Source organism: Polaromonas sp. P1_F9 (assembly GCF_056405615.1).
On the sequence record NZ_JBFUBT010000001.1, the window covers coordinates 741,857 to 767,042 of the forward strand.

24 protein-coding genes and 1 other RNA gene are annotated in these 25,186 nt (G+C 59.7%); 10 read left to right on the forward strand and 15 right to left on the reverse strand.

The genetic code is table 11. From position 1 onward, the window contains the following. Positions 1–4: 4 nt before the first annotated feature. From AC1DYR_RS03475 to xth, 3 genes are read left to right on the forward strand one after another with little or no spacing between them, the layout of a single operon-like run. Positions 5–487 carry a dihydrofolate reductase gene (locus AC1DYR_RS03475; RefSeq protein ID WP_477667922.1) on the forward strand — a complete coding sequence of 161 codons (483 nt, stop codon included), beginning with the start codon at positions 5–7 and terminating at the stop codon, positions 485–487. Positions 488–534: 47 nt separating this feature from the next. Continuing rightward, a complete protein-coding gene (locus tag AC1DYR_RS03480; protein WP_477672819.1) occupies positions 535–1,125 on the forward strand; it encodes a DUF4337 domain-containing protein in 591 nt (196 codons plus the stop codon). Between the two features lie 42 nt (positions 1,126–1,167). Beyond that, on the forward strand, positions 1,168–1,944 hold the full coding sequence (gene xth / locus AC1DYR_RS03485; protein WP_477667924.1) for an exodeoxyribonuclease III: 777 nt from the start codon (positions 1,168–1,170) through the stop codon (positions 1,942–1,944). Positions 1,945–2,204: 260 nt separating this feature from the next. Here xth and ntrC read toward each other — a convergent pair whose 3' ends face one another. From ntrC to AC1DYR_RS03530, 9 genes are all read right to left on the reverse strand, one after another. Next, positions 2,205–3,725, reverse strand: a complete 1,521-nt coding sequence (gene ntrC, locus AC1DYR_RS03490; RefSeq protein ID WP_477667925.1) for a nitrogen regulation protein NR(I) — start codon at positions 3,723–3,725, stop codon at positions 2,205–2,207. A gap of 94 nt (positions 3,726–3,819) precedes the next feature. Beyond that, positions 3,820–4,929 (reverse strand): nitrogen regulation protein NR(II), encoded by a 1,110-nt coding sequence (gene glnL, locus AC1DYR_RS03495; protein ID WP_477703846.1) that lies wholly within the window; start codon positions 4,927–4,929, stop codon positions 3,820–3,822. A gap of 41 nt (positions 4,930–4,970) precedes the next feature. Then, positions 4,971–5,504, reverse strand: coding sequence for a hypothetical protein (locus tag AC1DYR_RS03500; RefSeq protein ID WP_477703847.1), 534 nt, complete (start codon positions 5,502–5,504; stop codon positions 4,971–4,973). Positions 5,505–5,683: 179 nt separating this feature from the next. Then, complete coding sequence (glnA, locus tag AC1DYR_RS03505) at positions 5,684–7,099, reverse strand: type I glutamate--ammonia ligase (RefSeq protein WP_431097519.1); 1,416 nt, start codon at positions 7,097–7,099, stop codon at positions 5,684–5,686. Between the two features lie 239 nt (positions 7,100–7,338). Next, positions 7,339–8,163: a competence/damage-inducible protein A gene (locus AC1DYR_RS03510; protein ID WP_477703848.1), complete on the reverse strand. Its 825-nt coding sequence runs from the start codon at positions 8,161–8,163 to the stop codon at positions 7,339–7,341. A 24-nt stretch (positions 8,164–8,187) separates the two neighbouring features. Further along, a complete protein-coding gene (locus AC1DYR_RS03515; RefSeq protein WP_477703849.1) occupies positions 8,188–9,114 on the reverse strand; it encodes an EI24 domain-containing protein in 927 nt (308 codons plus the stop codon). A gap of 120 nt (positions 9,115–9,234) precedes the next feature. Beyond that, positions 9,235–10,191, reverse strand: coding sequence for a sterol desaturase family protein (locus AC1DYR_RS03520; RefSeq protein WP_477703850.1), 957 nt, complete (start codon positions 10,189–10,191; stop codon positions 9,235–9,237). Positions 10,192–10,196: 5 nt separating this feature from the next. Continuing rightward, on the reverse strand, positions 10,197–11,054 hold the full coding sequence (locus tag AC1DYR_RS03525; RefSeq protein WP_477703851.1) for a polysaccharide deacetylase family protein: 858 nt from the start codon (positions 11,052–11,054) through the stop codon (positions 10,197–10,199). A gap of 142 nt (positions 11,055–11,196) precedes the next feature. Further along, on the reverse strand, positions 11,197–12,213 hold the full coding sequence (locus AC1DYR_RS03530; protein ID WP_477703852.1) for a YVTN family beta-propeller repeat protein: 1,017 nt from the start codon (positions 12,211–12,213) through the stop codon (positions 11,197–11,199). 141 nt (positions 12,214–12,354) lie between these two features. Between AC1DYR_RS03530 and AC1DYR_RS03535 the strand changes: the two genes are divergently transcribed. Next, positions 12,355–13,161 (forward strand): alpha/beta fold hydrolase, encoded by an 807-nt coding sequence (locus tag AC1DYR_RS03535; RefSeq protein ID WP_477703853.1) that lies wholly within the window; start codon positions 12,355–12,357, stop codon positions 13,159–13,161. 120 nt (positions 13,162–13,281) lie between these two features. Here AC1DYR_RS03535 and AC1DYR_RS03540 read toward each other — a convergent pair whose 3' ends face one another. Both AC1DYR_RS03540 and AC1DYR_RS03545 read right to left on the reverse strand, forming a co-directional pair. Next, complete coding sequence (locus tag AC1DYR_RS03540) at positions 13,282–13,875, reverse strand: putative pterin-binding protein (RefSeq protein ID WP_477703854.1); 594 nt, start codon at positions 13,873–13,875, stop codon at positions 13,282–13,284. Between the two features lie 78 nt (positions 13,876–13,953). Then, positions 13,954–14,700: a pseudouridine synthase gene (locus tag AC1DYR_RS03545; protein ID WP_477704128.1), complete on the reverse strand. Its 747-nt coding sequence runs from the start codon at positions 14,698–14,700 to the stop codon at positions 13,954–13,956. A 163-nt stretch (positions 14,701–14,863) separates the two neighbouring features. On the opposite strand from AC1DYR_RS03545, the gene AC1DYR_RS03550 reads away from it, so the two are divergent. Further along, entirely contained in the window at positions 14,864–15,862 is a 999-nt protein-coding gene (locus AC1DYR_RS03550) for an aspartyl/asparaginyl beta-hydroxylase domain-containing protein (RefSeq protein WP_477703855.1), read from the forward strand. Positions 15,863–16,022: 160 nt separating this feature from the next. Here the strand turns inward: AC1DYR_RS03550 and ssrA are convergent. The 4 genes from ssrA to ompA all read right to left on the reverse strand — a co-directional run bounded on the left by ssrA (position 16,023) and on the right by ompA (position 18,524). Next, positions 16,023–16,409: a transfer-messenger RNA gene (gene ssrA, locus AC1DYR_RS03555) on the reverse strand. A 12-nt stretch (positions 16,410–16,421) separates the two neighbouring features. Continuing rightward, entirely contained in the window at positions 16,422–17,087 is a 666-nt protein-coding gene (locus AC1DYR_RS03560; RefSeq protein ID WP_477703856.1) for an HAD-IA family hydrolase, read from the reverse strand. Between the two features lie 28 nt (positions 17,088–17,115). Next, positions 17,116–17,823: a bifunctional 2-polyprenyl-6-hydroxyphenol methylase/3-demethylubiquinol 3-O-methyltransferase UbiG gene (ubiG, locus tag AC1DYR_RS03565; protein WP_477703857.1), complete on the reverse strand. Its 708-nt coding sequence runs from the start codon at positions 17,821–17,823 to the stop codon at positions 17,116–17,118. A 65-nt stretch (positions 17,824–17,888) separates the two neighbouring features. After that, entirely contained in the window at positions 17,889–18,524 is a 636-nt protein-coding gene (gene ompA / locus AC1DYR_RS03570; protein ID WP_477703858.1) for an outer membrane protein OmpA, read from the reverse strand. Positions 18,525–18,775: 251 nt separating this feature from the next. Here ompA and gyrA point away from each other — a divergent pair, with 251 nt between their 5' ends. The 5 genes from gyrA to AC1DYR_RS03595 all read left to right on the forward strand — a co-directional run bounded on the left by gyrA (position 18,776) and on the right by AC1DYR_RS03595 (position 25,180). Further along, on the forward strand, positions 18,776–21,424 hold the full coding sequence (gene gyrA, locus AC1DYR_RS03575) for a DNA gyrase subunit A (RefSeq protein WP_477703859.1): 2,649 nt from the start codon (positions 18,776–18,778) through the stop codon (positions 21,422–21,424). Then, positions 21,424–21,999 (forward strand): DUF2059 domain-containing protein, encoded by a 576-nt coding sequence (locus tag AC1DYR_RS03580; protein ID WP_477703860.1) that lies wholly within the window; start codon positions 21,424–21,426, stop codon positions 21,997–21,999. The genes gyrA and AC1DYR_RS03580 overlap by 1 nt, the downstream gene beginning before the upstream one ends. Continuing rightward, complete coding sequence (serC, locus tag AC1DYR_RS03585; protein ID WP_477703861.1) at positions 21,996–23,102, forward strand: 3-phosphoserine/phosphohydroxythreonine transaminase; 1,107 nt, start codon at positions 21,996–21,998, stop codon at positions 23,100–23,102. The genes AC1DYR_RS03580 and serC overlap by 4 nt, the downstream gene beginning before the upstream one ends. Positions 23,103–23,185: 83 nt before the next feature. After that, complete coding sequence (pheA, locus tag AC1DYR_RS03590) at positions 23,186–24,268, forward strand: prephenate dehydratase (protein WP_477703862.1); 1,083 nt, start codon at positions 23,186–23,188, stop codon at positions 24,266–24,268. A 33-nt stretch (positions 24,269–24,301) separates the two neighbouring features. Continuing rightward, positions 24,302–25,180 carry a prephenate dehydrogenase gene (locus AC1DYR_RS03595; protein ID WP_457280056.1) on the forward strand — a complete coding sequence of 293 codons (879 nt, stop codon included), beginning with the start codon at positions 24,302–24,304 and terminating at the stop codon, positions 25,178–25,180. Positions 25,181–25,186 lie beyond the last annotated feature (6 nt).

The following is a 25,186-nucleotide window of genomic DNA, read 5'->3' on the forward strand; positions in this document are numbered from 1 at the left end:
CACCATGAAAATCCGCATGATCTTCGCCCGCGCCGCCAATGGCGTGATAGGCCGCGACAACACCATCCCCTGGCGCCTGCCGGAAGACATGGCGCGCTTAAAGCGCCTGACCACCGGCTGGCCGGTCATCATGGGCCGCAAGACCTGGGATTCGCTGCCGGTGAAATTCCGGCCGCTGCCGGGCCGCGCCAACATCGTCATCACGCGGCAGCCTGATTGGAAAGACACCGGTGCCTCGACGGCCGCGAGCCTGGCCGACGCGTTGGCGCTGTGTGCCTCGTCGGCCGAAGTTTGGATTCTGGGCGGCGCGCAAATCTACGCGCAGGCGATGCCGCTGGCCGAGCGCATCGAAGTCACCGAGATTGCCGAAGAGATTGAAGGCGACGCCTACGCGCCGACGCTGGGGCCCGAATGGCGGGTGGCCGCGCGTGAAGACCACGTGTCAGCCAACGGAATGAAGTTCAGCTTCATCACCTATCAAAAATAGACCTGTAATAACTCAAGCAACGCATAACAACACACAAAGGAACTGATATGTCAGGAGGCGGATTTCACGTACACGGGCCCCACGACCATGAGCTCGAGCATGCGGCGCAGGGGGGTCATGGCGGCCACGACAACGGCGGCATGATCGCGCAAATCGCGGTCATCACGGCCATCATTGCCACCATAGGCGCCATCTTTGCGTACATGGGCGGTGCCACGCAGGCCAATGCGGGCCTGTATAAAAACAACGCGGCCATCAAGAAGACGGAAGCTTCCAACCAGTGGAATTACTTCCAGTCGAAAAGCACCAAGCAGTCGCTGGCCGAACTCGCCCGCGACCTGGCGCCAGAGGACAAAAAAGCCGGCTACCAGGGCAAGGTAGACCGCTACGAAAAGGAAAAGAACGAGATCAAGGTGGTCGCCGACAAACTGGAAGCCGAGGCCACCACCTGGGACAAATCGTCCGATGAGCAGATGCACCAGCACCACCGCTGGGCGCAGGCTACCACGGTGCTGCAGGTGGCCATTGCCCTGGCGGCCATTGCGCTGCTGACCCGCAAGAAGTGGCTTGAATACGGCATGTTCGTCGTGGCCGGCGTGGGGCTGGTCATCGGCGTATTTGCCTTGCTACATATTTAATAGCTGCTGGCGCAGGTCCTTATTGGGCTGGAGCACTAAATCATGAAAATTTCCACCTGGAACGTCAACTCCCTCACTGCGCGGCTCGCGCATGTGCTGAACTGGCTTGCGGCCAATCCAGTCGATGTGTTGTGCCTGCAAGAGCTCAAGATGACGGACGACAAGTTCCCGCTGGAAGCGCTCAAGGCCGCCGGCTATGAGGCCGCCGCATTCGGCCAGAAAACCTACAACGGCGTGGCGATCCTTTCGCGCACGCCGCTGCGCGACGTGGTGAAAAATATTGTCGGTTTTGAGGACGAGCACTCACGCGTTATTGCCGCCACGGTGGACGGCCCTGCGGGCCCCATCCGGGTGCTGAACGGCTATTTCGTCAATGGGCAGGAACCCGGCAGCGAAAAGTTCGCCTACAAGATGCGCTGGCTGGGAGGTCTGCAGGCTTATGTGCGCGCGGAGATGGCAGCCCACCCACAACTGGTATTGCTGGGCGACTTCAACATCACACCGGAAGACCAGGATTCGTTCGACCCGGAGGGCTTGCGCGACACCATTCACCACACGAAGGAAGAGCGTGAGCATTTCCGCCAGCTGGTGGCGCTGGGCCTGACCGACAGTTTCCGCATGTTCGAGCAGCCGCCCAAAAGCTTTTCATGGTGGGACTACCGCATGCTCGGTTACCAGAAGAACCGTGGCCTGCGCATCGACCACATCCTGGTCAGCGACGCCCTGAAGCCGCAAGTCAAAGGCTGCACCATAGACCGCGTACCGCGCAAATGGGAAAAGCCCAGCGACCACGCGCCGGTGACCCTGGAGTTGAGCTAACCCCCGTCCAGGCTCACTGCTTAATAGGTCCACCCCCTTTCAGGCTCACTTCGTGTAGCCTGCTCCCCCCTCAGGGGACGGCGCCTGCGGCCCGGCAAAGCCGGTTCCGCGGCACCCGCTGGCGAAATACCCCTCCCCTCGGCCGCCCAAAGAATCTTCAATCAAGCAGGGGCCGCGGGACTGGCTTTGCCAGACCGCAGGCGGGCGGCCCCCTCGGGGGGCAGGGAGCTACACGAAGTGAGCGACCGTGGGGGCCACATTCACTCCAGATTGAGCTCCTGAATCTTGCGCGTGATGGTGTTGCGGCCTATGCCCAACTTTTGAGCCGCCTCAATGCGGCGCCCGCGTGTATTGACCAGTGCGGTCTGGATCAGCTTGGATTCAAAACGCCGGGTCAGCACATCCCACACGTCGCTGCGACCGGTCGCCAGCAACGCCAGAGCTTCTGCTTCAAGACCACTTTCCCAGCTCTGTTCAGGGCCAGAGACCGGCGGAACCGGTACGGCCGCTTCAGCCCCATGGCTGGCAGGAATTTTCTCCGCGGCGCCTGCCGACCACTCCACTTTGGCCACCCCAGCCTTCTCGGCAAAAACCGGGTTTCTGCCCGATTCGGGAACAATGCCCAGCACTTCGGGTGGAAGATCCTTGGGCTCAATCACCTGCGCCGGTGCCATAACGGTGAGCCAGTGGCAAATGTTTTCAAGCTGGCGCACATTGCCGGGGAAACCAAAGTTGCTGAGCTGCTGCAGCGCCGTGTCGGAAATCCGCTTGGGCTCCACACCGAGCTGCTTGGCGCTTTGCTGCAGGAAGTGGCGTGTCAGCATGAAGACATCCTCGCGCCGCTCGCGCAGTGCGGGCAGGCGCAGGCGGATCACGTTGAGGCGGTGGAACAAATCCTCGCGGAAGCCGCCTTCCTTGACGCGCTGCTCCAGGTCCTGGTGGGTGGCAGCGATCACGCGCACATTGGCCTTGACGGCGTTGTGCCCGCCGACGCGGTAGAAATGGCCGTCACTCAGCACACGCAAAAGGCGCGTCTGAAGGTCAAACGGCATGTCGCCAATTTCATCGAGAAAGAGCGTACCGCCCTCAGCTTGTTCAAAGCGGCCGCGCCGCATGGTCTGCGCGCCGGTGAACGCGCCGCGCTCATGGCCGAACAGTTCGCTTTCCAGCAAGTCCTTGGGGATGGCCGCGGTATTGATGGCCACAAAAGGCCCGTTGGCGCGGGGCGAATGCTTGTGCAGCGCACGCGCCACCAGTTCCTTGCCTGAACCGGACTCACCGGTGATCATCACGGTCACCATGCTCTGGCTCAGCCGCCCGATGGCGCGGAAAACGTCCTGCATGGCCGGCGCCTGGCCAAGCATTTCGGGCGCGGAGGCCATGCGCTCTTCAGCCACCTCTTCGCGCTGGCTTTCTTCCACTGCGCGGCGAATGAGTTCTACCGCCTTTGGCAGGTCAAACGGCTTGGGCAGGTATTCAAAGGCGCCGCCCTGGAAGGCGGACACCGCGCTGTCAAGGTCGGAGAACGCGGTCATGATGATGACTGGCAGGCCGGGGAGCTTTTCCTTGACCTTTTCGAGCAGATCCAGACCAGAGCCGCCCGGCATGCGTATGTCGCTCACAAGAATTTGCGGCCCTTCATCCTCCGTCGCGCTTTCCAGTGCGGCGAGAACTTCGCGGGGATTGGTGAAACTGCGCGTAGGAAGGTCCTCGCGGAGCAGGGCCTTTTCCAGAACAAACCGGATGGACTGGTCATCATCAACGATCCAGATCGGTTTCATGTAGTGCAGTCCCTTTTTTCGTGCTTTCAATGCAGGGCTTTCTGGAACCCTCTGCACGATCGCGTTATGTATCAATCATGGCTGAGAACACATTTCAAGGCAGCGGTATCAGCAGCTTGAAATCTGTACGGCCCGGCACACTGTCGCACTCAATCAAACCGTGGTGTTGCTGGACAAAGGTTTGCGCCAATGTCAGCCCCAGCCCCGAACCACCTTCCCGCCCGGATACCAGCGGATAGAAAATGCGGTCTTTGATGGAGTCCGGCACACCCGGTCCATTGTCGATAACATGCAATTCCAATGCCAAGCGATAGCGCTGCTTGCCAAAAGTTACCTGCCTGGCGATTCTTGTCCTGAAAGTGATGTGCGCATTGCCCGCCGCGACCCGTTCCGCCAAAGCCTGCGCGGCGTTGTGTGCGATGTTCAGCACCGCCTGAATGAGCTGTTCGCGGTCTCCGCGGAAATCAGGAATCGAGATGTCGTAGTCGCGCGTGACCTTCAGGCCCTTGGGAAATTCCGCCAGGATCAGGGAGCGCACGCGTTCACACACTTCGTGAATATTGACATCACCCACCAGGTGCGGGCGGCGGTGCGGAGCCAGCAAACGGTCTACCAGCGTCTGCAGCCGGTCTGCCTCATGGATGATGACCTGGGTGTATTCGGTCAGGTCCTTGCCGATTTCCATTTGCAGCAGCTGCGCGGCGCCACGAATACCACCCAGCGGGTTTTTGATCTCGTGGGCCAGGTTGCGGATCAATTCCTTGTTGGCCTGCGCCTGGTCGATCAGGCGCTCTTCGCGCTCCTGCTTGGCTTGCTGCTCCAGCGGCAGCAGCTCCACAATCGCCTCGCCAGGCGTGTCGGTTTGCGCCACCACCACATGCACGGGCAGCGGTTCGTGGTTCAGGCGCCTGAGCCACGCGTCGTAGCGGAGAGCGGCGAATTCGTTGCTGCCCGCGCCTTCCAACGCGTTCTGCAGTATCAAAGGTTCGGTGAAACAGTCGGGGAGCTGTGACCCTTCAATGGTTCGCCGTGAAGTGCCCAGCGCATCTTCCAGCGCAGCATTGGCAAACACCACGGTGCCGTTGGTGCGCACCACAGCCACCAGAGTGGCCAGCAGGTCAAACGCCTGGAAACGGGGGGGAAGTCCGGTGATCGGGGCGGACGATAAAGCGGCGCGGATGGATGGCTTGTTCAAGCCATCCATTTTCCTCCAGAAGCCGGCTTGCGGCGACTTGTCGCGCTGGTTTAATTGGCGACGAGCGCAGCAGGAGGGGGGCCAGGCAGGCGGGAAATTTCGCGCTTGAGGCCGGCAATGTCACTCTGGTTACGGGCAATGCTGTCCTTGAGCTCGGCCACGCGATCCAGGTAACGCTGGTAGTTACGGCCTTCAATGCCCTGTTTTTCAGGTTCGCCGTTGTTAAATTCCTTTTGCTGCTCGGCCAGCTTGGCTTCGGCCTTTTTCAGCTCAGCCTCAAGGATGGCGCGCGAATCGTTGTCGCGGGCCCGCTGTTCGGGGCTGCCGTCAGTGCGCGGGCCGCTGGAGCCTGCGGCCGCAGCCACACGAACCGCGGCCTTAGGCACCGGCGTGCTCTGCATCACCGTCACATTGCCGCCGGACAGCAATTTGCAGCTCCGGGTCTGGGCGTCTTTTGCGTTGTTGATGTATTCAGGGGCCGCACCTCCGATGCCTGCGCAGCGGTATATCTGCTGCGCCCATGCAGCATTCCCCGCGCCAGCCAGCAGCAACGACAAGGTAGAAAGCAATAAGGTGTGTTTCATAGGAACTCCCGATGCCCAGGAAGGGCGAGGACGGTCTATCAGTATGCGGCAAAGGTGCCGAAATACAAAGCCAGCAAACCCACAACCTGCCGGGGCAATAAAAAAGGACGGCATATGCCGTCCTTTTTTGGCCACAAACTGTATAAATGAACAGTATGCGGCTGAGCTTCGATCCCTGATTACAGGGAGTAGTACATCTCGAATTCGATGGGGTGGGTGGCTTGGCGCAGGCGGGTCACTTCACCCATTTTTAGTTCAATGTAGGCGTCGATCATGCTGTCGGTGAACACACCGCCTTTGGTCAGGAAGCTTCGGCCTACGTCGAGTGCGTCCAGCGCCTGGTCCAGGCTGTGGCACACGGTTGGCACTTTTGCATCTTCCTCGGGTGGCAGATGGTACAGATCCTTGGTGGCGGCTTCGCCCGGATGGATCTTGTTTTCCACGCCGTCCAGACCCGCCATCATCAGGGCCGAGAAGCCCAGGTAAGGGTTCATCAGTGGATCGGGGAAACGCGCTTCGATACGGCGGCCCTTTGGATTGGCAACGTAAGGAATGCGGATCGATGCCGAACGGTTTTTGGCCGAATAAGCCAGCTTGACCGGTGCCTCATAGCCAGGAACCAGACGCTTGTAGCTGTTGGTGCCTGGGTTGGTGATGGCGTTCAGGGCACGTGCGTGCTTGATGATGCCGCCGATGTAGTACAGGGCGAAATCAGACAGGCCCGCATAGCCGTCACCGGCAAACAGGTTTTTGCCGTCTTTCCAGATGGACTGGTGAACGTGCATGCCGGAGCCGTTGTCCCCGACAACAGGCTTGGGCATGAAGGTGGCGGTTTTGCCGTAGGCGTTGGCCACGTTCTGCACGACGTATTTCAGGACCTGGGTCCAGTCGGCGCGCTGAACCAGCGTGCTGAAACGGGTACCGATTTCGTTCTGGCCGGCGCCGGCCACTTCGTGGTGGAACACTTCGACGGGGATACCCAGCGACTCGAGGATCAGGGCCATCTCGGCGCGCATGTCTTGCGTGCTGTCGACGGGAGGGACAGGGAAGTAGCCGCCCTTGACGGTCGGACGGTGGCCGCGGTTGCCGCCTTCGAGCTTGGCGCCGGAGTTCCAGGGTGCTTCGTATTCTTCGATCTTGAAGAAGGTGCCCGACATGTCGGTGTTCCAGCGCACGTCATCAAAGATGAAGAATTCTGGCTCAGGACCGAAGTAAGCGGTGTCGCCCAGGCCGGAAGCCTTGAGGTAAGCCTCTGCGCGCTGCGCGATGGAGCGCGGGTCGCGGTCATAGGCCTTGCCGTCGGCGGGCTCGAGCACGTCGCAGCTCATGAACAGCGTGGTTTCTTCAAAGAACGGATCGATGTTGGCCGTCTTTGGGTCAGGCATCAGTTGCATGTCGGAGGCTTCAATGCCCTTCCAGCCGGCAATTGAGGAGCCGTCGAACGCATGGCCCGACGTGAATTTGTCTTCGTCAAAGTGGGACACGGGCACGGTCACGTGCTGTTCTTTGCCCCGGGTATCGGTAAAACGGAAGTCAACAAACTTGACTTCGTTTTCCTTGACCATTTTCATGACGTCTGCGACGGTCTTTGCCATCAAAATCTCCTGTTGCTGGATGGGTGGTTGAAAAATCTATTCGGGCTGTCGAATGCACTTTTTGTGCCACAGACATTGGCGGTTGGGTTTCCCGCCAAGCCCCGGATTGTGCCGCTGATTGTGCCGTGATCTGGCTTCACTTCCCGCCTTGGCACAGCCGAAAATACAAAAAACACCTGGCAGTAACAAATGCACCAATTAAGTGCAAATCGCTAAGTGCACATATTTGGGGCCATTATTTAACGCACCAATTCGGGGCCGAATTTCAGGTCAAATTTGTGCAGCCCCGCCAGCATGGCGGGATAGGCGCGGTTCACCGCTTCGGGGGCGCCTTTCACTCCCAATTCAATATGCCGGCCATATTCAGGGTGATCCACGCTCGGCAGGCTGAACACTTTGACACCCGCATGTGCCGCTTCAATATCGAGCATCAAGGGCGTGAGCATGGCCTCCATGGACCCAAAAATGATCACTGATTTTTCGGTGTAGGCCGACTTTTGGTGCAGGTGGGCATAGCCTGAATCCAGCACGCCTTCAATCATGGGCCAGGCCATGACCGGGAAACCGGGCACAAAGTGAACCGCCCCCTGCCCTGCGCGGCAGGTAAAGCCGGGAATCTTGTTATAAGGATTCGGAATAATCTCCGCGCCGACCGGAAACACGCCCATGTTCAGGCGATGGATGTTGTCGTCCCGCTCAGGCTCGTAGGGCGTGCCCTGCTCTTTGGCCACATCCGCCATACGTTCGAGGATCAGTGTTTTGGCCGTGGGATGCAGCGCCAGGTCAACACCCAACGCTCTGGCGGCACATTGCCGCGTATGGTCGTCAGGTGTGGCTCCTATACCGCCGCAGGAAAAGACCACGTCGCCGTGTTCACGCGCGGCGGCAAAGGCCCGCGCCAGCGTGGCCGTGATGCGTGCAGGGTCGTCGCCCACATAGTCGGCATAGGCCAACTGCAAGCCGCGCGCGCCCAGCAGTTCGATGGCTTTGGGCAGGTGTTTGTCGGCACGTTTGCCGGAAAGGATTTCGTCGCCGACGATGATGAGGCCGAATTGTGGGGTCATGTTCAGGCTTGTCAGGTAACGGGTTCAGGGTTGTGATTCGGGTTTGCCGCCCAGCGAACCGAAGCTGGGCGCCGGCCCGGGGAGAGCATCGGGGGCCAGTTCATTTGCTATCGATTCAATAGCTGCTTGCGCAAGCGGGTCGGGCGCCAGGGCATTATTCTTCTTGCGGAGTTGCTCCAGGGCCGACAGCGTGTAGTGCACAAACCAGAGCGAGGAAAATGCAAACACCAGGGTGTAGATCCAGATGGCCACCGGAACCAGGATGGGCGCCATGGCCACAAACATCGCGCCCGAGGCCCACAGCAGGCTGGGAGCCGCGCCGAGGTAGCCGCTGAACACACCGATCGCCAGCAGCGGCAGGCGATGCTCCTTGAATATCTGGCGGCGCTCTTCACTGCTGGCGTGGTCCACCATGGCGTCATAAGACATGACACGGTAAGTCAGCCAGCCCCAGATCAGCGGAGGCAACACCAGGATCAGCGGCGGAATCAGCCAAAGCGGAATCGAAATGACCAGCGCCACCACGGCCAGCAAGGTTGAGCCCAGCGACCAGAACAAACTGGTGAACAGGGAACCGCCCCGTTTGCGTTCCATTTGGGGAAAGCGCCGTTCAGCCACCAGGGCCACCATGGCCGGCGTCATGAGCAGCGCCACAAAGAGCAGTGCCACGATCACGATCACAGGAATCGCCAGGAACAGCAACAACGCAGGTGCCAGCACCATGCGCAGGTCGCTCAGGCCGAGACCCTCAAGCCAACGCACCAGGATGCTGACAAGCTCATAGCTGCCAATCTGCGAGCGAATGGCTTCTACGGCATCGTTCCAGAAAAAATACCCCAGGCCCAGCGAGATCACCACCATGATGATCAACGGCAGGACCGACAACGCAATGACCCGCGGGTGCAGGCAATACATCGCGGCGCGCCAAAAGGCGTCAAGAAGTTTGCTCATGACCAAGTGTAGCCCCCACGCTCCGCCCCTTCGCGGGTCGCTGCCTCCCGAGGGGGCCGTCCGCCTGCGGTCTGGCAAAGCCAGTCCCGCGGCTCATGCTGGCTTAAGAGCTCGACACGTTCAGGCTTTGCCGACGAGGCGTTTCAAGCCAATCCATTGCTGCGACCAGAAGCCTTTGCCGTAGTCGCGGTTAGCCTCCACCTGGTCGCGGATGCCCGTCGGGTCATAGCGCTGCTCAAAATTGACCGTGCGGAACAGCATGTCCCACCAGGGCAGCAGCACGCCGAAGTTGTGCCCCCCCAGCGTTTTTGGTCCGTGGCTTTCGTGGCCAATGCCGATGCTGTGGTGCAGCCGGTGAAAGCGCGGGCTGATCCACAGGCGCTCGCCCACATGCCCGAACCACATCCGCACATTGGCATGCTGAAAGCTTTCGCTGAGCTGGGTAAAGGCCACGATGGCAATGAACTGCCCCGGCGCCACGCCGATGAGCTGGGCCACCAGCACGACGATGGAGTCGACCAGGATGTCGTCCAGCAGGTGGTTGCGGTTGTCGCTCCACATCGTCATCTGCCGCTGCGCATGGTGCAGCGAATGCAGGCGCCACCACCACTCGATCTGGTGCTGGCCGCGATGCGTCCAGTACGCCACAAAGTCAAACACCACGAGGTAAATCGCGAAGCTGACGAGGGCGTTGTCCGTCACACCCGGCCAGAGCTGGTCTAAATGAAAAGTGCCGTAGCCGGCAGTGCGCAGCGCGCCAAACGCCTCGTCAAACCACGGGTCCAGCGTGAAAAACAGCCCGATGCGAAACAGGCCCAGCCGGTGGATCAGGGTGTAGAGCACATCGGTGCGTATGGTGGCCCGGTCCAGCACGGGCTCTACCGGCCGCCAGCGCTGCAGCGGGCCGACGATGGCCAGCAATATCAGCACCTGGATCACGCCCACCATGAACCAGGCAGTGGCGTCATAGCCGTCTTCCAGCAGGTTGCCCATGCCCAGCGCAAACATGGCCGGCTGTACGGCCGACTCAAACAGCCACTGCTGCGCCATTGAAAAGAGATCGCTGAACCAGTCCATGCGGCTTATTTTGAAGGCCTGGCAGCCGCCGGGGCGGCCTGCGACGCAATCCAGTCTCTGTACTGGGGATGTTCAGCCAGGGTCTTAAAGCAAAAGCCCCGCGACTGCAGGCCGGTGATGAGCGGCTCCAGCACGGCAGGCGCCCAGGGGTCCTTGCGCGACCAGATGCCCAGGTGGGCCAGCAGGATGTCGCCGGAGCGGATGTCGCGCAGTGCCTTCTTCAGCAGGAAATCATTGCCAAACCTCTCGCTGACCAGCTCATCACCCAGGAAACCGGCAGACGACCAGCCCACATGCTCAAAGCCGCAGGACTTGGCCGCTGCCAGCAGCGCAGGCGAGGTTTTGCCGCCCGGCGCGCGAAAGAGCGGCAGTGTTTTTTTGCCGGTGATTTCTTCGAGGCGCTTGCTGGACTTGCCGATTTCTTCGCAGTACTGCTTCGCCGTCCAGGTGAAGTCCTTGCCTTCCAGCGGGCCCGCAGAAGGCCGCATCTTGAACTGCACCGGTGCATCGGGTGCGCCGGGTACATCGCCCCGCCAATAAACGTGGTCCCAGGTGTGCGAGGCAAATTCGTGGCCTTCAGCCGCCCGTGCCTTCCACCAGCCAGCCCACTGTGTGCCCAGGCTGCCATCGCCGGTTTGCGTGCGCTCATTGGCGGCAAAGAAGGTGACCTTGACCTTGTGCCTGTTCAGCACGTCAGCCATCAGCGGCGCAACCGCCATGTGGCCAGTGTCCAGCGTCAGGTAGACGGGTTTGCAGGCCGCCTCGGCCTGCTGCGGCGTGTTTTGTGCGGATTTTTGTGCATTGTTTTTGCCTGCAGCCCATACAGGATTTGCGCAAGCAGCTACAAAAACGATAGCAAGCATCGTCTGCAACAGAACAGCCGTAGCGGCGGTCGTTGGGGACTCTCCAACCAAGCCGGGGCCGCGGGACTGGCTTTGCCAGACCGCAGGCGCAGCGGCCCCCCCGGGGGGCAGGAAGCTACACGCAGTGAGCGACCGTGGGGGCTCAGCGTGGCGCGTGGTCAAGCGTCCAGACACCATGGGGACTCTTTCCAACATTGACCTGCCGGACGATCTTGTGGCTTGCCACGTCGATCACCGTGAGCTTGCGTGCCCAGCGCGATGTGACCAGTATCTGCTTGCCGTCACGGCTCACGTCGATACAGTCAGGGCCGCCCGGCGCGGGGTAGTTGTCCACCACTTCCAGCGTCTGCAGGTCGATCTTGCTGATGCTGTTGGCCACGCGGTTGCTGACCAGCACATGCCGTTTGTCGCCGAAGGCGCGGAACGCGTGCGCGCCGGCGCCGGTCTTGATGACCTTGGTGCGCTGCGGTTGCGCGCCGCTCACGTCATACACCTCGACGGCGTCGCCGCCGGTCAGGCCCACCAGCAGGTGCTTGTCGTCGGCCGTGCCGTACACGTCAGCCGGGATGGAACCGGTCTTGACGCGCCACTTGACGGTCTGGCTGGGCAGGTCGATGGCGATCAATTCGTCACTGTCCTGCATGGTCGAATAAACCGTGGTGCTTTTGGTGTCTATCCACAGATGGCTTGGTGTCCTGCCCGTGGCCACGCGCCTGGCCAGCGCGATGTCCTTGCCGTCCCATTTGTAAATGTCGATGTGGTTGAGGCGGTTGGCGGCCGTGACAAACCATTTCATGTCGGGCGAAAAGCGCAACTGGTAGGGGTCGATGATGCCGCGCACCGTGCGCTGCACTTCAGCGGTTTTCGGGTCGATGAAGGTGAGCGAGTCCGACAGCGCGTTGGCGACGATCACCGATTTTTCATCGGGTGTGAGGTACAGGTGATGCGGCTGCTTGCCGGTGGCAATGCGTCTGGTTTCCGTCCAGGTGGCCGGGTTGATCACGCTGACGCTGTCTTCGAGCGAGTTCAGCACAAAAACAGGCGTTGTGATCCCCGAAAGTGCGGCACCAGCGGCGGCCGTCTGGGCAAAGGCGGTGGAACATGCCAAACCGGCAAGGGCAAGCAGCCAGGCGGCGGCAAAACGGACGAAAACATTCACAAAAACGGTCTTTCTACGTGCAACCAGCTAGTGTACCGGGCGTCAGCCATGGCAAACGCCTGAAGGTACCCAAAAGTCCTCTGCGGCCCCTTTTCCCAACGCCAGATTCGCCCAATCGTTTACATCCTTTACGATGCAACGATGAATTTGATGGAGATCAACGGCGCGCGCCTGGAGGTCAGGCATATCGCCGGGCGCGCCGACCTCGCTCCGGTGGTTTTCCTGCATGAGGGCCTGGGCTCGGTCAGCCTCTGGACGCAGCGCGGCCTGGACTGGCCCCAGGCGGTATGCACGGCAACCGGACGGTCGGGTAGGGTGTATTCGCGGCGCGGCTATGGGCACTCAGAGCCCGTACCAGACGTACGCGGTGAACCGGCAGAGCAGAACGGCCAACGCACCGGCCGCCTGCTGCCCGACTACATGCACCGCGAAGCCTGGGATGTGTTGCCCGCGCTGCTGGATACGCTGCGGGTTGAAAACCCCGTGTTGCTCGGCCATTCCGACGGCGCCAGCATCGCCCTGCTCCACGCCAGCCGCCATCCGGTTTCGGCCTGCATCGCAATGGCACCCCACGTGCTGGTCGAAGACATCGCAGTTCAGGCCATTGCCCAGGCCAGAACCGCGTTTGAATCAGGCGGTTTGCGCGAGCGCCTGGCTCGTTACCACGCTGATGTGGACGTTGCTTTCTGGCAATGGAACGATGTCTGGCTTTCGCCGGCCTTTCGCAACTTTGACATCCGGCCGGACTGCACGCACATTGCGGCGCCGCTGCTGCTCATCCAGGGGCTTGAGGATGAGTACGGCACCATGCGGCAGCTGGACGAGATTGCGCTGGCAGCACCCCATGCCCGGCAACTGAGGCTGGCCGCCTGCGGACACTCACCCCAGCGCGACCAGCCTGAAAAAACGGTTGAAGCGATCACTGACTTTCTCAAAGACATTGATTGAGCCGTTTGGCAGTCGCTACGTTTTTCACAGCTGCTTGCGCCCGTCCCTATTGGTTTACAGGCTGATTTCACTTAAGAAAACAAGGCCTGGGCCGTCATTTCAACGGGAAACAGGCGCCGCTCAAGCCTCTTTGACTTCGATGTGGTACGTCGCCCAGGGACACCAGGCAAAGCGCGCCGGCAACGGCTTGGCTGCCATGTCGGGGAAACGGTCCGCGTCATACACAGCCCAAAGTGGTCCCAGCCCGCCCAGCGCCATGGGCTGGCCATCCAGGTGGGTGGCAACGATGAAGCGGTATTTGCTGGCCTCGGCGGCGGTGACCTGGGCGGCATAGCCGTCCACGGCGCGCAGGAAAAGCGTCGTCTTGTCAGTCAACTTCACGCCGGCAGCTTTCATGACATCGGCCAGCAAGGGGCCTTTCAGGGTGTGCGGCTTGCTGTCGTACTCCAGTGTCGGCTTGATGGTGACGGCCGGCAGCGCAGTGAGCGCGGCAAAGTCAAAGACATGGGCCTTGTCGAACTGGATTTTCTGCTTGCCCATCATCTGGTCGAGCGCCGGATCGAAGGCGCCTCGGTTGCCCGCGCCGATCCGCCCGCTGACAGTCAACAGGATCGGGCCTCGCGCTGCTTTGGGCGCGTGCTGCGCCAGGGCCAGCGACGGCGCGGCCACCGCACCGATTGCGGCGGCATTCAGGAATTGACGGCGTGGATTCATGTTTCCTCCGAGTGGTTTTTTGCGAAACTGGCAGCGTACCGCTTGCCGCCGCGTTTGGGTCTGGTTTTTTTACCGGTTTCAGGCGATTTTGACCAAAGGCGCTGAAATGCTCGCCATGTCTTGCGGCGTCAGCCAGCGCCATCCGCCGGGTTTCAGGTCAGGGGGCAAATCCAGCGAACCAATACGTGAACGGTGCAGGCCGCCCACGTCCTCGACCCGGTTGCCCACCGCGGCAATCATGCGCTTGACCTGGTGGTACTTGCCTTCGGTAAGGGTCAGGCTGAGCTGGTTCTCGCCGGTCTTTTCGCAGCTTGCCGCACGAACGGGCTTGGGGTCATCGTCCAGCACCACGCCGGCCAGCAGCCTGGCAATCTGCCTGTCGTCGACCGGGTGCTTGGCCCGCACCTCATACACCTTGGGCACATGGTGCTTGGGCGAGCTCATGCGGTGGATGAACTTGCCGTCGTCAGACAGCAACAAAAGGCCGGTCGTGTCCTGGTCAAGCCGGCCCACCGCCTGCACGCCGGCCGCCGCGCCACCGCCGCGCTGGCGAATCGGCGCCGGCAGCAGGGTGTAAATACTGGGGTAGGTGCTGGGCTTTTGCGAGCATTCGTAGCCGGCCGGTTTGTGCAGCATCAGGTAGGCTTTCTCGTGGTACTCCCAGGCCACGCCCTGCACCGTGAAATGCAGGCCTTCTGCTATAAATTCCATAGCTGGCTCCGTACAAGGGACGCTCGCTACAGCCACAAAACCCTGCTGAACCAGCCCCGCGCACACACGCCGCGTGCCAAAGCCCTGGGAGAAAAGAATTTCCTGAAGTTGCATGCTTGCCATGCGGCTATTGTCACCGGGCTGCCGAAAGCGGTCGGGCGCCTGGAGCACATATAAGACCGACAAGGGAGTTAGTATTGCAGCACCACTCAAACACGCGTGCCAGCGGCACATTGCCCTTGCAGGTTCCGAAGCCCGTCACCAGCATCCTCGTGAAATGCAAAAATCAAATTGCGCCGGAGATCTCTTTGAAAAGCTGCTATGCCAGAGTCTTTCCGAAGCGGAGCTGTTGAGAAACGTTGCAGCCCTGTTGAATCAGGAACCCTATTTCATGAGGGGCCACCTCGAGATGCTCTGGAATGCCCAAAAGAAGGAGCATTGGGGCCTTTACAACGAGATGCTGGTTTTTGCACTGGCATCGGCAGAGGATATCTACCGGGGAAGCAGGCTTCGCCAGGAAATCCTGACCCACTGGATGCCACCGGATTTCGAAAGTCTCCAGGAGATTCTGCGGCTGGGACTTCGCAGCAAGGCTGTTCCGTTCTGGAGGAAAGCATCGCTTTTCCTCCGGCTCGACAACTTATCTCGCAGCACGCTGCTCAAGGCACCAGAAAATGCCAGCGAACAGAAATACCTGGCTTTTCAGCGAGAAGTGGACATACGGGAAATTGCGGCCGAAGTGAACATCATTGCCCCCTACTGGTGGGCTGTTCAAACCCGCAGGCAGGAAGCGCTTGATCACCACAGGCACAGCCAGTCCATCGCCATCCGGGCCAGAGTGGTACATGATCCGAAATACGCGCCCGTGGATGGGGTACATGAGAGTGAAGAGACGGCTTTTTCAAGGCAGTTTCCCAGAATCAACGCTCTGGTACTTGAGCTTGCCCAGGAACTGGGTTTGGCTTTGGGTCGTGTTGTGCTCGTTAGGTTATCGCCCCACAGTCAGGTGTACCGGCACTACGATGACGAGGAATACCTGAAAAGCAGAGACCGTTACCACCTGGTCCTCGCCTGTGGCGACGAAAACGTTCTGGAGTCCGGCAGCAACCGTTCTGCCGTCAAGCCCGGCGAGCTCTGGTTTTTTGACAACAAGGTAATGCACCGGGCCTGCAATTTGTCTGACGCGCCACGCATACACATTATTTTTGACGGGTATCCGCTTGCGAAACTGGACCTCGCCCGTGGAGCCCAAGCTGTTGATTCCATCAAAGTCTGATCTGCCCCAGGAGTGCCCCTCGAACTGGACCACCGAGAAGAGATGGATAGATACGCTGGCCATCATCGAATTTCACCGGATCGTATTGGAAGGTGAAAAGCGATTTACCAATGAAAAAGGCCGTTTACTGAACTTCAGTAAACGGCCTTGGTCGTTATGGTGGTGGAGCTGGGGGGATTTGAACCCCCGTCCGCAAGCCTTGTTCGGGCAGATCTACATGTTTAGCGGTCTGATTTGAGTCTCGCCACCTGTGTCGCGCAGTCGCACGCTACACAGGACGCCAGCACCCTATTTTCTTGCCCCGGGTTAAGGTACCCAGCCCGGAGCCAGCCGATGAAATTATCTTTACAGCCGGGAGCATTTAACTTGCGCTAAACACCCCTTGCCCAGCCCATCGGCCTGCTGTTGTAAAGCTCACTGGCAATTAAGCAGCGAGTGCGAAACGTTCGTCGTTTGCAGTTAGTTTGTTTGAATCAGTTTTACGAGCACACTCAGCTCGACATGCACCACACCGCGTCCGAACCCACGTCGAAACCAATGCAGCCCCAAGAGGCCTAGTTTACGCCATTCGCAGCAAATTCAAGAGCGCGCCGGGCGCGGTGATGGTGGCATCGGCCTTCCAGCCCTCGGTATCGGCGGTTTTGCCGAGGTAGCCGTAGGCGGCGGCGACGGTGGGCATGCCGGCGGCGCGGCCGGCCACGATGTCGCGTTCGTCGTCTCCGACATAGATGCAGCGCCCAGGTGCCAGGTCGAGCTGACGTGCCGCTTCCAGCAAGGGAGCCGGATGGGGTTTGGCATGCGGCGTGGTGTCGCCACTGATGATGGTTTTCGCTGTATTGAACAAAGGCATGGCCTTGGTCAGCGGAATGGTGAAGCGGGCGGACTTGTTGGTCACCACGCCCCACTTCAGCCCCATCTGGTCGATGCGGGCGATCAGATCCACCACGCCCTCAAACACCGAGGTGTTTTCGGTCATCCGCGATTCGTAGTTGCTGAAAAACTCCTCCCGGAACTCGCCAAAGCCGGCGTCTTCCGGTGTCAACCCAAAAGCCACGGCAATCATGCCGCGTGCACCCGCTCCGGCCATGGGACGGTAAAGCGCAAGGGGCAGCGATTCCAGGCCACGGTCCGTACGCATTTTGTCGGCCGCGGCGCCCAGATCGGGGGCACTGTCAATCAGGGTGCCGTCGAGGTCGAACAGCACGGCATCGGTGTCTTTGAACATGTAGCGCGAATGTGGGTAAAAGCGAAACTCAGCTCTTTTGCGTGGCCAGCAGGTAATTCACGCTGGTGTCCGCACTGAGCCAATAGTGACGTGTCAGGGGGTTGTATTCCATGCCCCGGGTTTGCTCAAGCGAGAGACCGGAGGCGCGGCAGTACCCTGCCAGTTCGCTGGGCTTGATCAGTTTAGCGTACTCGTGGGTGCCGCGTGGCAGCATATTCAGTACATATTCCGCCCCAACAATGGCAAACAGAAAGGCCTTGGCATTGCGATTGATGGTCGAAAAAAATACATGCCCGCCTGGTTTAACCAGCGTGGCGCAGGCCTTGACGATGGAAGACGGGTCGGGCACGTGCTCCAGCATTTCCATGCAGGTGACAACGTCAAAACGGCCAGCCTGCTCGGCGGCCAGCGCTTCGGCACTGATTTCACGGTATTGGACACCTTCGGTCTGGGCCTCCAGTGCGTGAAGCTGGGCAACTTTCAGCGCTTTGGTCGCCAAATCGATGCCCAAGACATCGGCGCCCCGGCGCGCCATCGAGTCGGCCAGAATGCCACCGCCGCAGCCGACGTCGAGTACACGCACCCCTTTGAGCGGAACCAGGCTCTCGATCCAGCCCAAACGGAGCGGATTGATCTGGTGCAAGGGGCGAAACTCACTGTCGGTGTCCCACCAGCGGTGGGCCAGGTCCGAGAATTTAGCCAGTTCGGCAGGGTCGAAGTTATCGCTGATAGACATGACGCATTATCGTTGAGGCATAAAAAAACCGCGCCGTAGCGCGGTTTTTAAGCGATCCCAGAGGATTACTTGTTGGCGCGAGTGCCAACCACTTCGATTTCCACGCGGCGATTCTTCGCGCGGCCTTCGGCGGTCTTGTTGTCAGCAACTGGCTGTTTCTCGCCCTTGCCTTCAGTGTAGACGCGGTTTTTCTCGATGCCCTTGGACACGAGATATGCCTTGACGGCTTCCGAACGGCGAACCGACAGCTTCTGGTTGTAAGCATCGCTACCCACGGAGTCGGTGTGACCCACGGCAATGATGACTTCCAGATTGATGCCCTGGATCTTGCCGACCAGATCATCCAGCTTGGCTTTGCCTTCTGGCTTCAGGACAGACTTGTCGAAATCAAAGAACGCGTCAGCAGCATACGTAACTTTCGTTGCGGCGGGAGGAGCAGCCGGAGCAGCTGGCGTTGCAGCGGCAGCAGGAGCACCAGCAGCTGCAGGAGCAGGAGCCATCGCAGGGGCAATTGCGCCATCACAACCAGGCGCTGCAGTAGCAGGCGTCCAGTTGGCATCACGCCAGCACAGTTCGTTGGTACCGTTTTTCCAGACCAGTTCGTTGGAACCGTTTTTCCAGTTGTCGATAGTTTGTGCACCAGCGGCGGTAACAAGCGCTGCGGAAGCAAACAACATTGCCACTTTGTTGAGTTTCTTCATGGTTCTCCTCTAGAGAAAAGCCGCAGACTGGCTGCGATTAGTAATTTACACGCCGTGAGTGACCATCACTCAAAGCGTTACATCGATTGTGCCACACCTGCCTGAACCTTCAAGCACGCTATCGGCTTCGTCTGACACAGACTTAAGATTCTTCAGCATTTGTTGCTGTCCCGCCACAGGCCATCGCTTTGAACTCCGGCCTTAAAATCAGCGGTTTCCTTCAAGATCTCGAAATCCCAACCAGGCCGCTCATGACCCAGTTCGCTAAAGAAACCCTGCCCATCAGTCTTGAAGAGGAAATGCGGCGAAGCTACCTCGATTACGCGATGAGTGTGATCGTGGGGCGGGCCCTGCCTGATGCAAGGGACGGCCTCAAGCCGGTACACCGGCGCGTGCTTTTTGCCATGCACGAGCTGAACAACGACTGGAACCGCCCTTACAAAAAGTCAGCGCGTATCGTCGGCGACGTGATCGGCAAGTACCATCCTCACGGCGACCAGTCAGTCTACGACACCATTGTGCGGATGGCCCAGGATTTTTCCCTGCGCCACCTGCTGGTTGACGGTCAAGGGAATTTCGGCTCTGTCGATGGCGACAACGCCGCGGCCATGCGCTACACCGAAATCCGCCTGTCGAAAATTGCCCATGAGCTGCTCGCCGATCTTGACAAGGAAACCGTCGATTTTGGCCCCAACTACGACGGCAGCGAACAGGAACCGCTGGTCATGCCAACCCGTTTGCCGAACCTGCTGGTCAACGGGTCGGGCGGCATTGCGGTGGGCATGGCAACCAACATTCCACCTCACAACCTCAACGAAGTGGTCGATGCCTGCCTTCACATGCTGAAAAACCCGGGGGCCTCCATTGATGAGTTGATGGAGATCGTGCCCGCACCTGACTTTCCCACGGGCGGCATTATTTACGGCATCAACGGCGTCAAGGACGGCTACCGCACCGGCCGCGGCAAGGTGGTCATGCGCGCCAGGTGCCATTTCGAGGACATCGACAAGGGCCAACGCCAATCCATCATCGTCGACGAGCTCCCCTACCAGGTCAACAAAAAGACGCTTCAGGAGCGCATGGCCGAGCTGGTGCACGAGAAGAAAATCGAAGGCATCAGCCATATCCAGGACGAGAGCGACAAGTCGGGCATGCGCCTGGTGATCGAACTCAAGCGCGGCGAAGTGCCCGAAGTGGTGCTGAACAACCTGTACAAGCAGACCCAGCTGCAAGACACCTTCGGCATCAATATGGTGGCACTGGTCAACGGCCAGCCCAAACTCTGCAACCTGAAGGACCTGATCCAGGTCTTCCTGTCGCACCGCCGTGAAGTCGTGACGCGCCGCACCGTCTTCACGCTGCGCAAGGCACGCGAACGCGGGCATGTGCTGGAAGGCCTCGCAGTGGCCCTGGCCAATATTGACGACTTCATCGCCATCATCCGAAACGCCCCCACGCCCCCCGTCGCCAAGGCCGAGCTGATGCTGCGCCCCTGGGACAGCAGTCTGGTGCGCGAAATGCTGACCCGCACGCGTGCCGATGGCGGCGTGGTCAACGCCGATGATTACCGCCCCGACGGCCTCGAAAAGATGTTTGGCATGGGCAACGACGGGCTGTACCGCCTCTCGGAAACGCAGGCACAGGAAATCCTGCAGATGCGCCTGCAACGCCTGACCGGCCTGGAGCAGGACAAGATCGTGGCTGAGTACAAGGAAGTCATGGCCGAGATCGATGACCTGCTCGACATCCTGGCAAAACCGGAACGGGTTTCCATCATCATTGGCGAAGAACTGTCGGCCATCAAGCTGGAATTCGGCCAGACAAAGCTCGGCGCCCGCCGTAGCCAGATCGAGCACAGCTCGTTCGATCTGAGTACCGAAGACCTGATCACCCCCACCGACATGGTGGTGACACTTTCCCACACCGGCTATATCAAGAGCCAACCGCTGTCGGAATACCGGGCGCAAAAGCGCGGCGGCCGCGGCAAGCTGGCCACCGCCACCAAGGAAGATGACTGGGTCGACCAGCTCTTCATCGCAAACACGCACGATTACATCCTGTGCTTTTCCAACCGTGGCCGGCTCTATTGGCTCAAGGTCTGGGAAGTACCCGCCGGTTCGCGCGGTTCTCGCGGTCGGCCTATTGTCAACATGTTCCCCCTGCAGGAAGGCGAAAAAATCACCGTCGTCCTGCCTCTGACGGGCGAAAAACGCAGCTTCCCGGCTGATCAATACGTCTTCATGGCCACCTCCATGGGCACCGTGAAGAAAACCGCCCTCGACGAGTTCAACAATCCGCGCAAGGCCGGCATCATCGCGGTCGACCTTGACGCAGGCGACTACCTGATTGGTGCGTCGCTGACCGACGGCAAGCACGACGTGATGCTGTTCAGCGACGGTGGCAAGGCCGTGCGCTTCGACGAGAACGACGTACGTCCCATGGGCCGCAATGCACGCGGCGTGCGCGGCATGATGCTCGAAGACGGCCAGGGCGTGATCGCCATGCTGGTCGCCGAAGACGAGCAGCAAAGCGTGCTGACAGCCACGCAGAACGGATATGGAAAACGCACGTCCATCACCGAATATACGCGTCACGGCCGTGGCACCAAGGGCATGATCGCCATCCAGCAGAGCGAGCGCAACGGCAAGGTGGTTGCGGCCACGCTGGTTCACGTGGACGATGAAATCATGCTGATCACCGACAAGGGCGTGCTGGTTCGCACGCGCGTCAGCGAAATCCGCGAAATGGGAAGGGCTACACAGGGTGTTACGCTCATCGGCCTTGATGAAGGTTCACAATTAAGCGGCCTTCAGCGCATCGTCGAAAACGATGCCACGCTGGATGAACCTGATACTGAAACCGGTACCGGCACAGACACCCCCAACATCGAAAGTACCTGATGAAAAATTTCCTTACCGCTCTCATGATCGCTGCCATGGCCTGCGGTGCCACGGCTGCTCACGCGCAGACAGCAGATCCGAAAACAGAGCTGGCCAAAAAAGTGGTCGCGCTGCAGCAAGGTCCAGAGCTTGAGCGGCTGGTGAACCAGCTTGCGGGCACCACGGCGCAGGAACTCATTGTTAAATGGGCTCCAAAAATGGAGGCAAATGTTCCCAAAGCCAAGCAGCCAAAAGCGTCTGAAGAACTTAACGCCGAACTCAAGAAATATGTCGATGATGCGAGCCAGCTGATCAGCAAGCAGGTTAGCAAAGTCAGCGCCGAATCGCTGGTACCTGCGTATTCAGAACGGTTCACACAGGAAGAACTCCAGCAGCTTGCTGCTTTTTTTGAATCACCTGCCGTCAAGAAATACCAGGCTACGGCGCCCGAGCTGGGCAATGTCTTTGTACAAAAACTGGTGGAGGCCACCCGTGCCGACGTTCTCGCGCGTGCCAAGCAGTTCGACGACGTGGCGCTGAAGATCATTGGCACCGGCCCCGCGCCTGGAGCAGGCAAGCCGCCCGCCAAAAAATGACCCGTCCTTTCAATTTTTCCGCTGGCCCGGCGAACCTGCCCGAAGAGGTTTTGCGGCAGGCGGCGGGCGAAATGCTGGACTGGCACGGTAGCGGCATGAGCGTGATGGAGATGAGTCACCGTGGAAAGGAGTTCATTTCCATTTATGAAAACGCGGAGACTGATTTTCGTGAGCTGATGGCCATTCCGGCCCACTTCAAGATCCTGTTCATGCAGGGCGGCGGACTTGCCGAAAACGCCATTGTTCCCCTCAATGTCTCGCAGGGTCGTTCGGCCGATTTCGTGGTAACAGGCAGCTGGAGTGAAAAATCGCAAAAAGAGGCACGTAAGTATTGCGATGCCCGGATCGCGGCGAGCAATGCGGACAACGGGCACACGCTGCTACCACCTCCGTCCGGCTGGAAGCTGCGGCCGGACGCAAGCTACGTCCACCTGTGCACCAATGAAACCATCCACGGTGTGGAGTTTCAAAGCCTTCCAGACCTTAAGGCCTTGGGAAGCGATGCGCCACTGGTCATCGATTTTTCTTCTCATGTAGCATCGCGGCCGGTTGACTGGTCTCTCGTTGGCCTGGCATTTGGTGGTGCACAAAAAAACCTGGGGCCTGCAGGTGTCACGCTGGTGGTCATCCGGGAAGATCTGCTTGGCCGTGCGCTGGCGATTTGCCCCAGCGCCTTTGACTACAAGACCGTAGCGGACAACCAGTCCATGTACAACACGCCCCCTACGTACGCAATCTACATTGCAGGCCTTACCTTCGCGTGGCTCAAGCGTCAGCAAGAAGGCGGTGCTACCGGCATTGCCGCAATGGAAGCGCGCAACAAAACCAAGGCGCAACTTCTGTATGACGCCATTGACGGCTCGCAGTTTTATCTCAACAAGGTCGACAAAAACTGCCGGTCCCGGATGAACGTTCCATTTTTCTTGCGGGACGAGTCAAGGAACGACGAGTTTCTCTCAGGTGCCAAGGCACGGGGCTTGCTTCAGCTCAAGGGTCACAAGTCAGTGGGAGGGCTACGCGCCAGCATTTACAACGCCATGCCACTGGCCGGTGTCCAGGCACTGGTGGAGTACATGCGAGAATTCGAACAAAAAAACGCCTAGGATGAAATGTTTTTTCGCCCTCATTATGCTTCGCCTTTCCAGCAGGTTTGCAGCGCCCGCCGCATGGTCGGGTGGTCTCTGACATGACCACCCACCTTGCAGATTTACGCGGACAGATTGATGCACTGGACCGAGAACTGCTCGCCCTGCTGAATCGCCGCGCCCAAGTCGCGGAGCAGGTCGGCGAAGTCAAGAAGCGCGAGGGTACGCCCTTCTTCCGCCCGGACCGCGTTGCCCAGGTTATTGAGCAAATCCAGCAAGCCAATCAAGGCCCGCTCAAAAACGAACATGTTGCTGCCGTATGGCGTGAAATCATGTCGGCTTGCCTGGCACTGGAATCTCCGGTGCGTGTGGCATACCTCGGTCCTGCCGGCACTTTCAGCGAGCAGGCAGCGCTGCAGTTTTTTGGTGCCAGCATCGAGCATGTCCCCTGTGTCAGCATCGACGAGGTCTTTCGTGCAACGGCCGCAGGTAGCGCCAGCTACGGGGTTGTGCCGGTCGAAAACTCGACCGAGGGCGTCGTGTCCCGCTCTCTCGACCTGTTCCTGAACTCCCCCCTGCATATCGTCGGCGAGATCAGCCTGATGGTGCGCCACAACCTCCTGCGGCTTTCCGAGTCCCTGGACGGTATCGAAGCCGTGTATGCACACCCCCAGGCCTTGGCTCAATGCCAGGGCTGGTTGACCACGCACCTGCCCAATGTGGAGCGCCGGGCAGCCTCCAGCAATGCGGAAGGCGCACGCCTTGCCTCCACCAACCCGGCATGGGCCGGCATTGCCAGTGACCGGGCCGCCACCCAGTTTGGCCTGTATACGGCCGCCCACGCCATTCAGGACGACGCGTTTAACCGCACGCGCTTTGCCGTAGTGTGCCTGCCGCAAACACTGCCCTCCCCGCCCGTCTCCGGAAAAGACTGTGTCAGCCTGGTGGTTTCCGTACCCAACCGCCCCGGCGCCGTCCACGACATCCTGATGCCGTTGAAAGCTCATGGCGTCTCCATGACCCGCTTTGAATCGCGCCCGGCACGCTCTGGCCAGTGGGAATATTATTTTTATATCGATTTGCAAGGCCACCCGTCGCAGGACCACGTCAAGGCGGCACTGGCTGACTTGCAACAAATGTGCGCCTTTTACAAGGTTCTCGGAACCTATCCTGTCAGCGATTAATGCACGAACTCACAAAACCCCTGGTACCACGACATGTTTGAACAATTAGGTCTCATTGGATGCGGCCTGATGGGCGGTTCTTTTGCGCTGGCTCTCAAGCGCGCCGGCCTGGTCAAACGCGTGGTGGGCTATAGCAAGTCGCCTTCTACGACTGAGCGCGCACGCCAGATGGGTGTCATTGACGTAGAGGCACCTTCCGCCCTGCTGGCGGTCTCCGGGGCTGACATTGTTTTGCTGGCGGTGCCGGTTTCTGCAACCGAAGCCACCTTCAAGGCGATCCGCCACCTTGTTGGCCCAAACACCCTGATCATGGATGTCGGCTCCACCAAGCGCGACGTGGTCGATGCCGCACGGCGGGTCCTGCAGGGCAACGTCGGCTCTTTTGTCCCCTGCCATCCCATTACCGGCAAAGAGGTGTCGGGTGTCGAACACGCCGATGTAGACCTCTATAACGGAAAGCAGGTCATCCTGACCCCCATAGAGCGGACTTTCACGGTCCAGCTGCAAAAAGCCACCGATGTATGGACCGCCATGGGCTGTCATGTCCTCAAGATGTCGCCGCAGGCACATGACGCTGCGTACGCCGCAGTCAGCCATCTGCCCCACCTGATCGCCTTTGCACTGATCAACGGCATTACCGGACAGGAGCACGGGAAGGACTACATGTCCCTGGCAGGGCCTGGCTTTCGCGACTTCACACGCATCGCTGCGAGCGATCCGAAAATGTGGCGCGACATCCTGATTGCCAACCGCGAAGAGTTGCTGGCGCAGTCCAAGATCTTCCAGCAGACCCTGCAGTCCCTCGAAGTACTCATTTCGAGCAGCAACGGCGACGGTCTGGAAGCGCTCATTGAGCAAGCCAGCGAGACGCGCGCCAACTGGCGCATCTCCTCTCAAAAATCGCATAAATAAACCCCG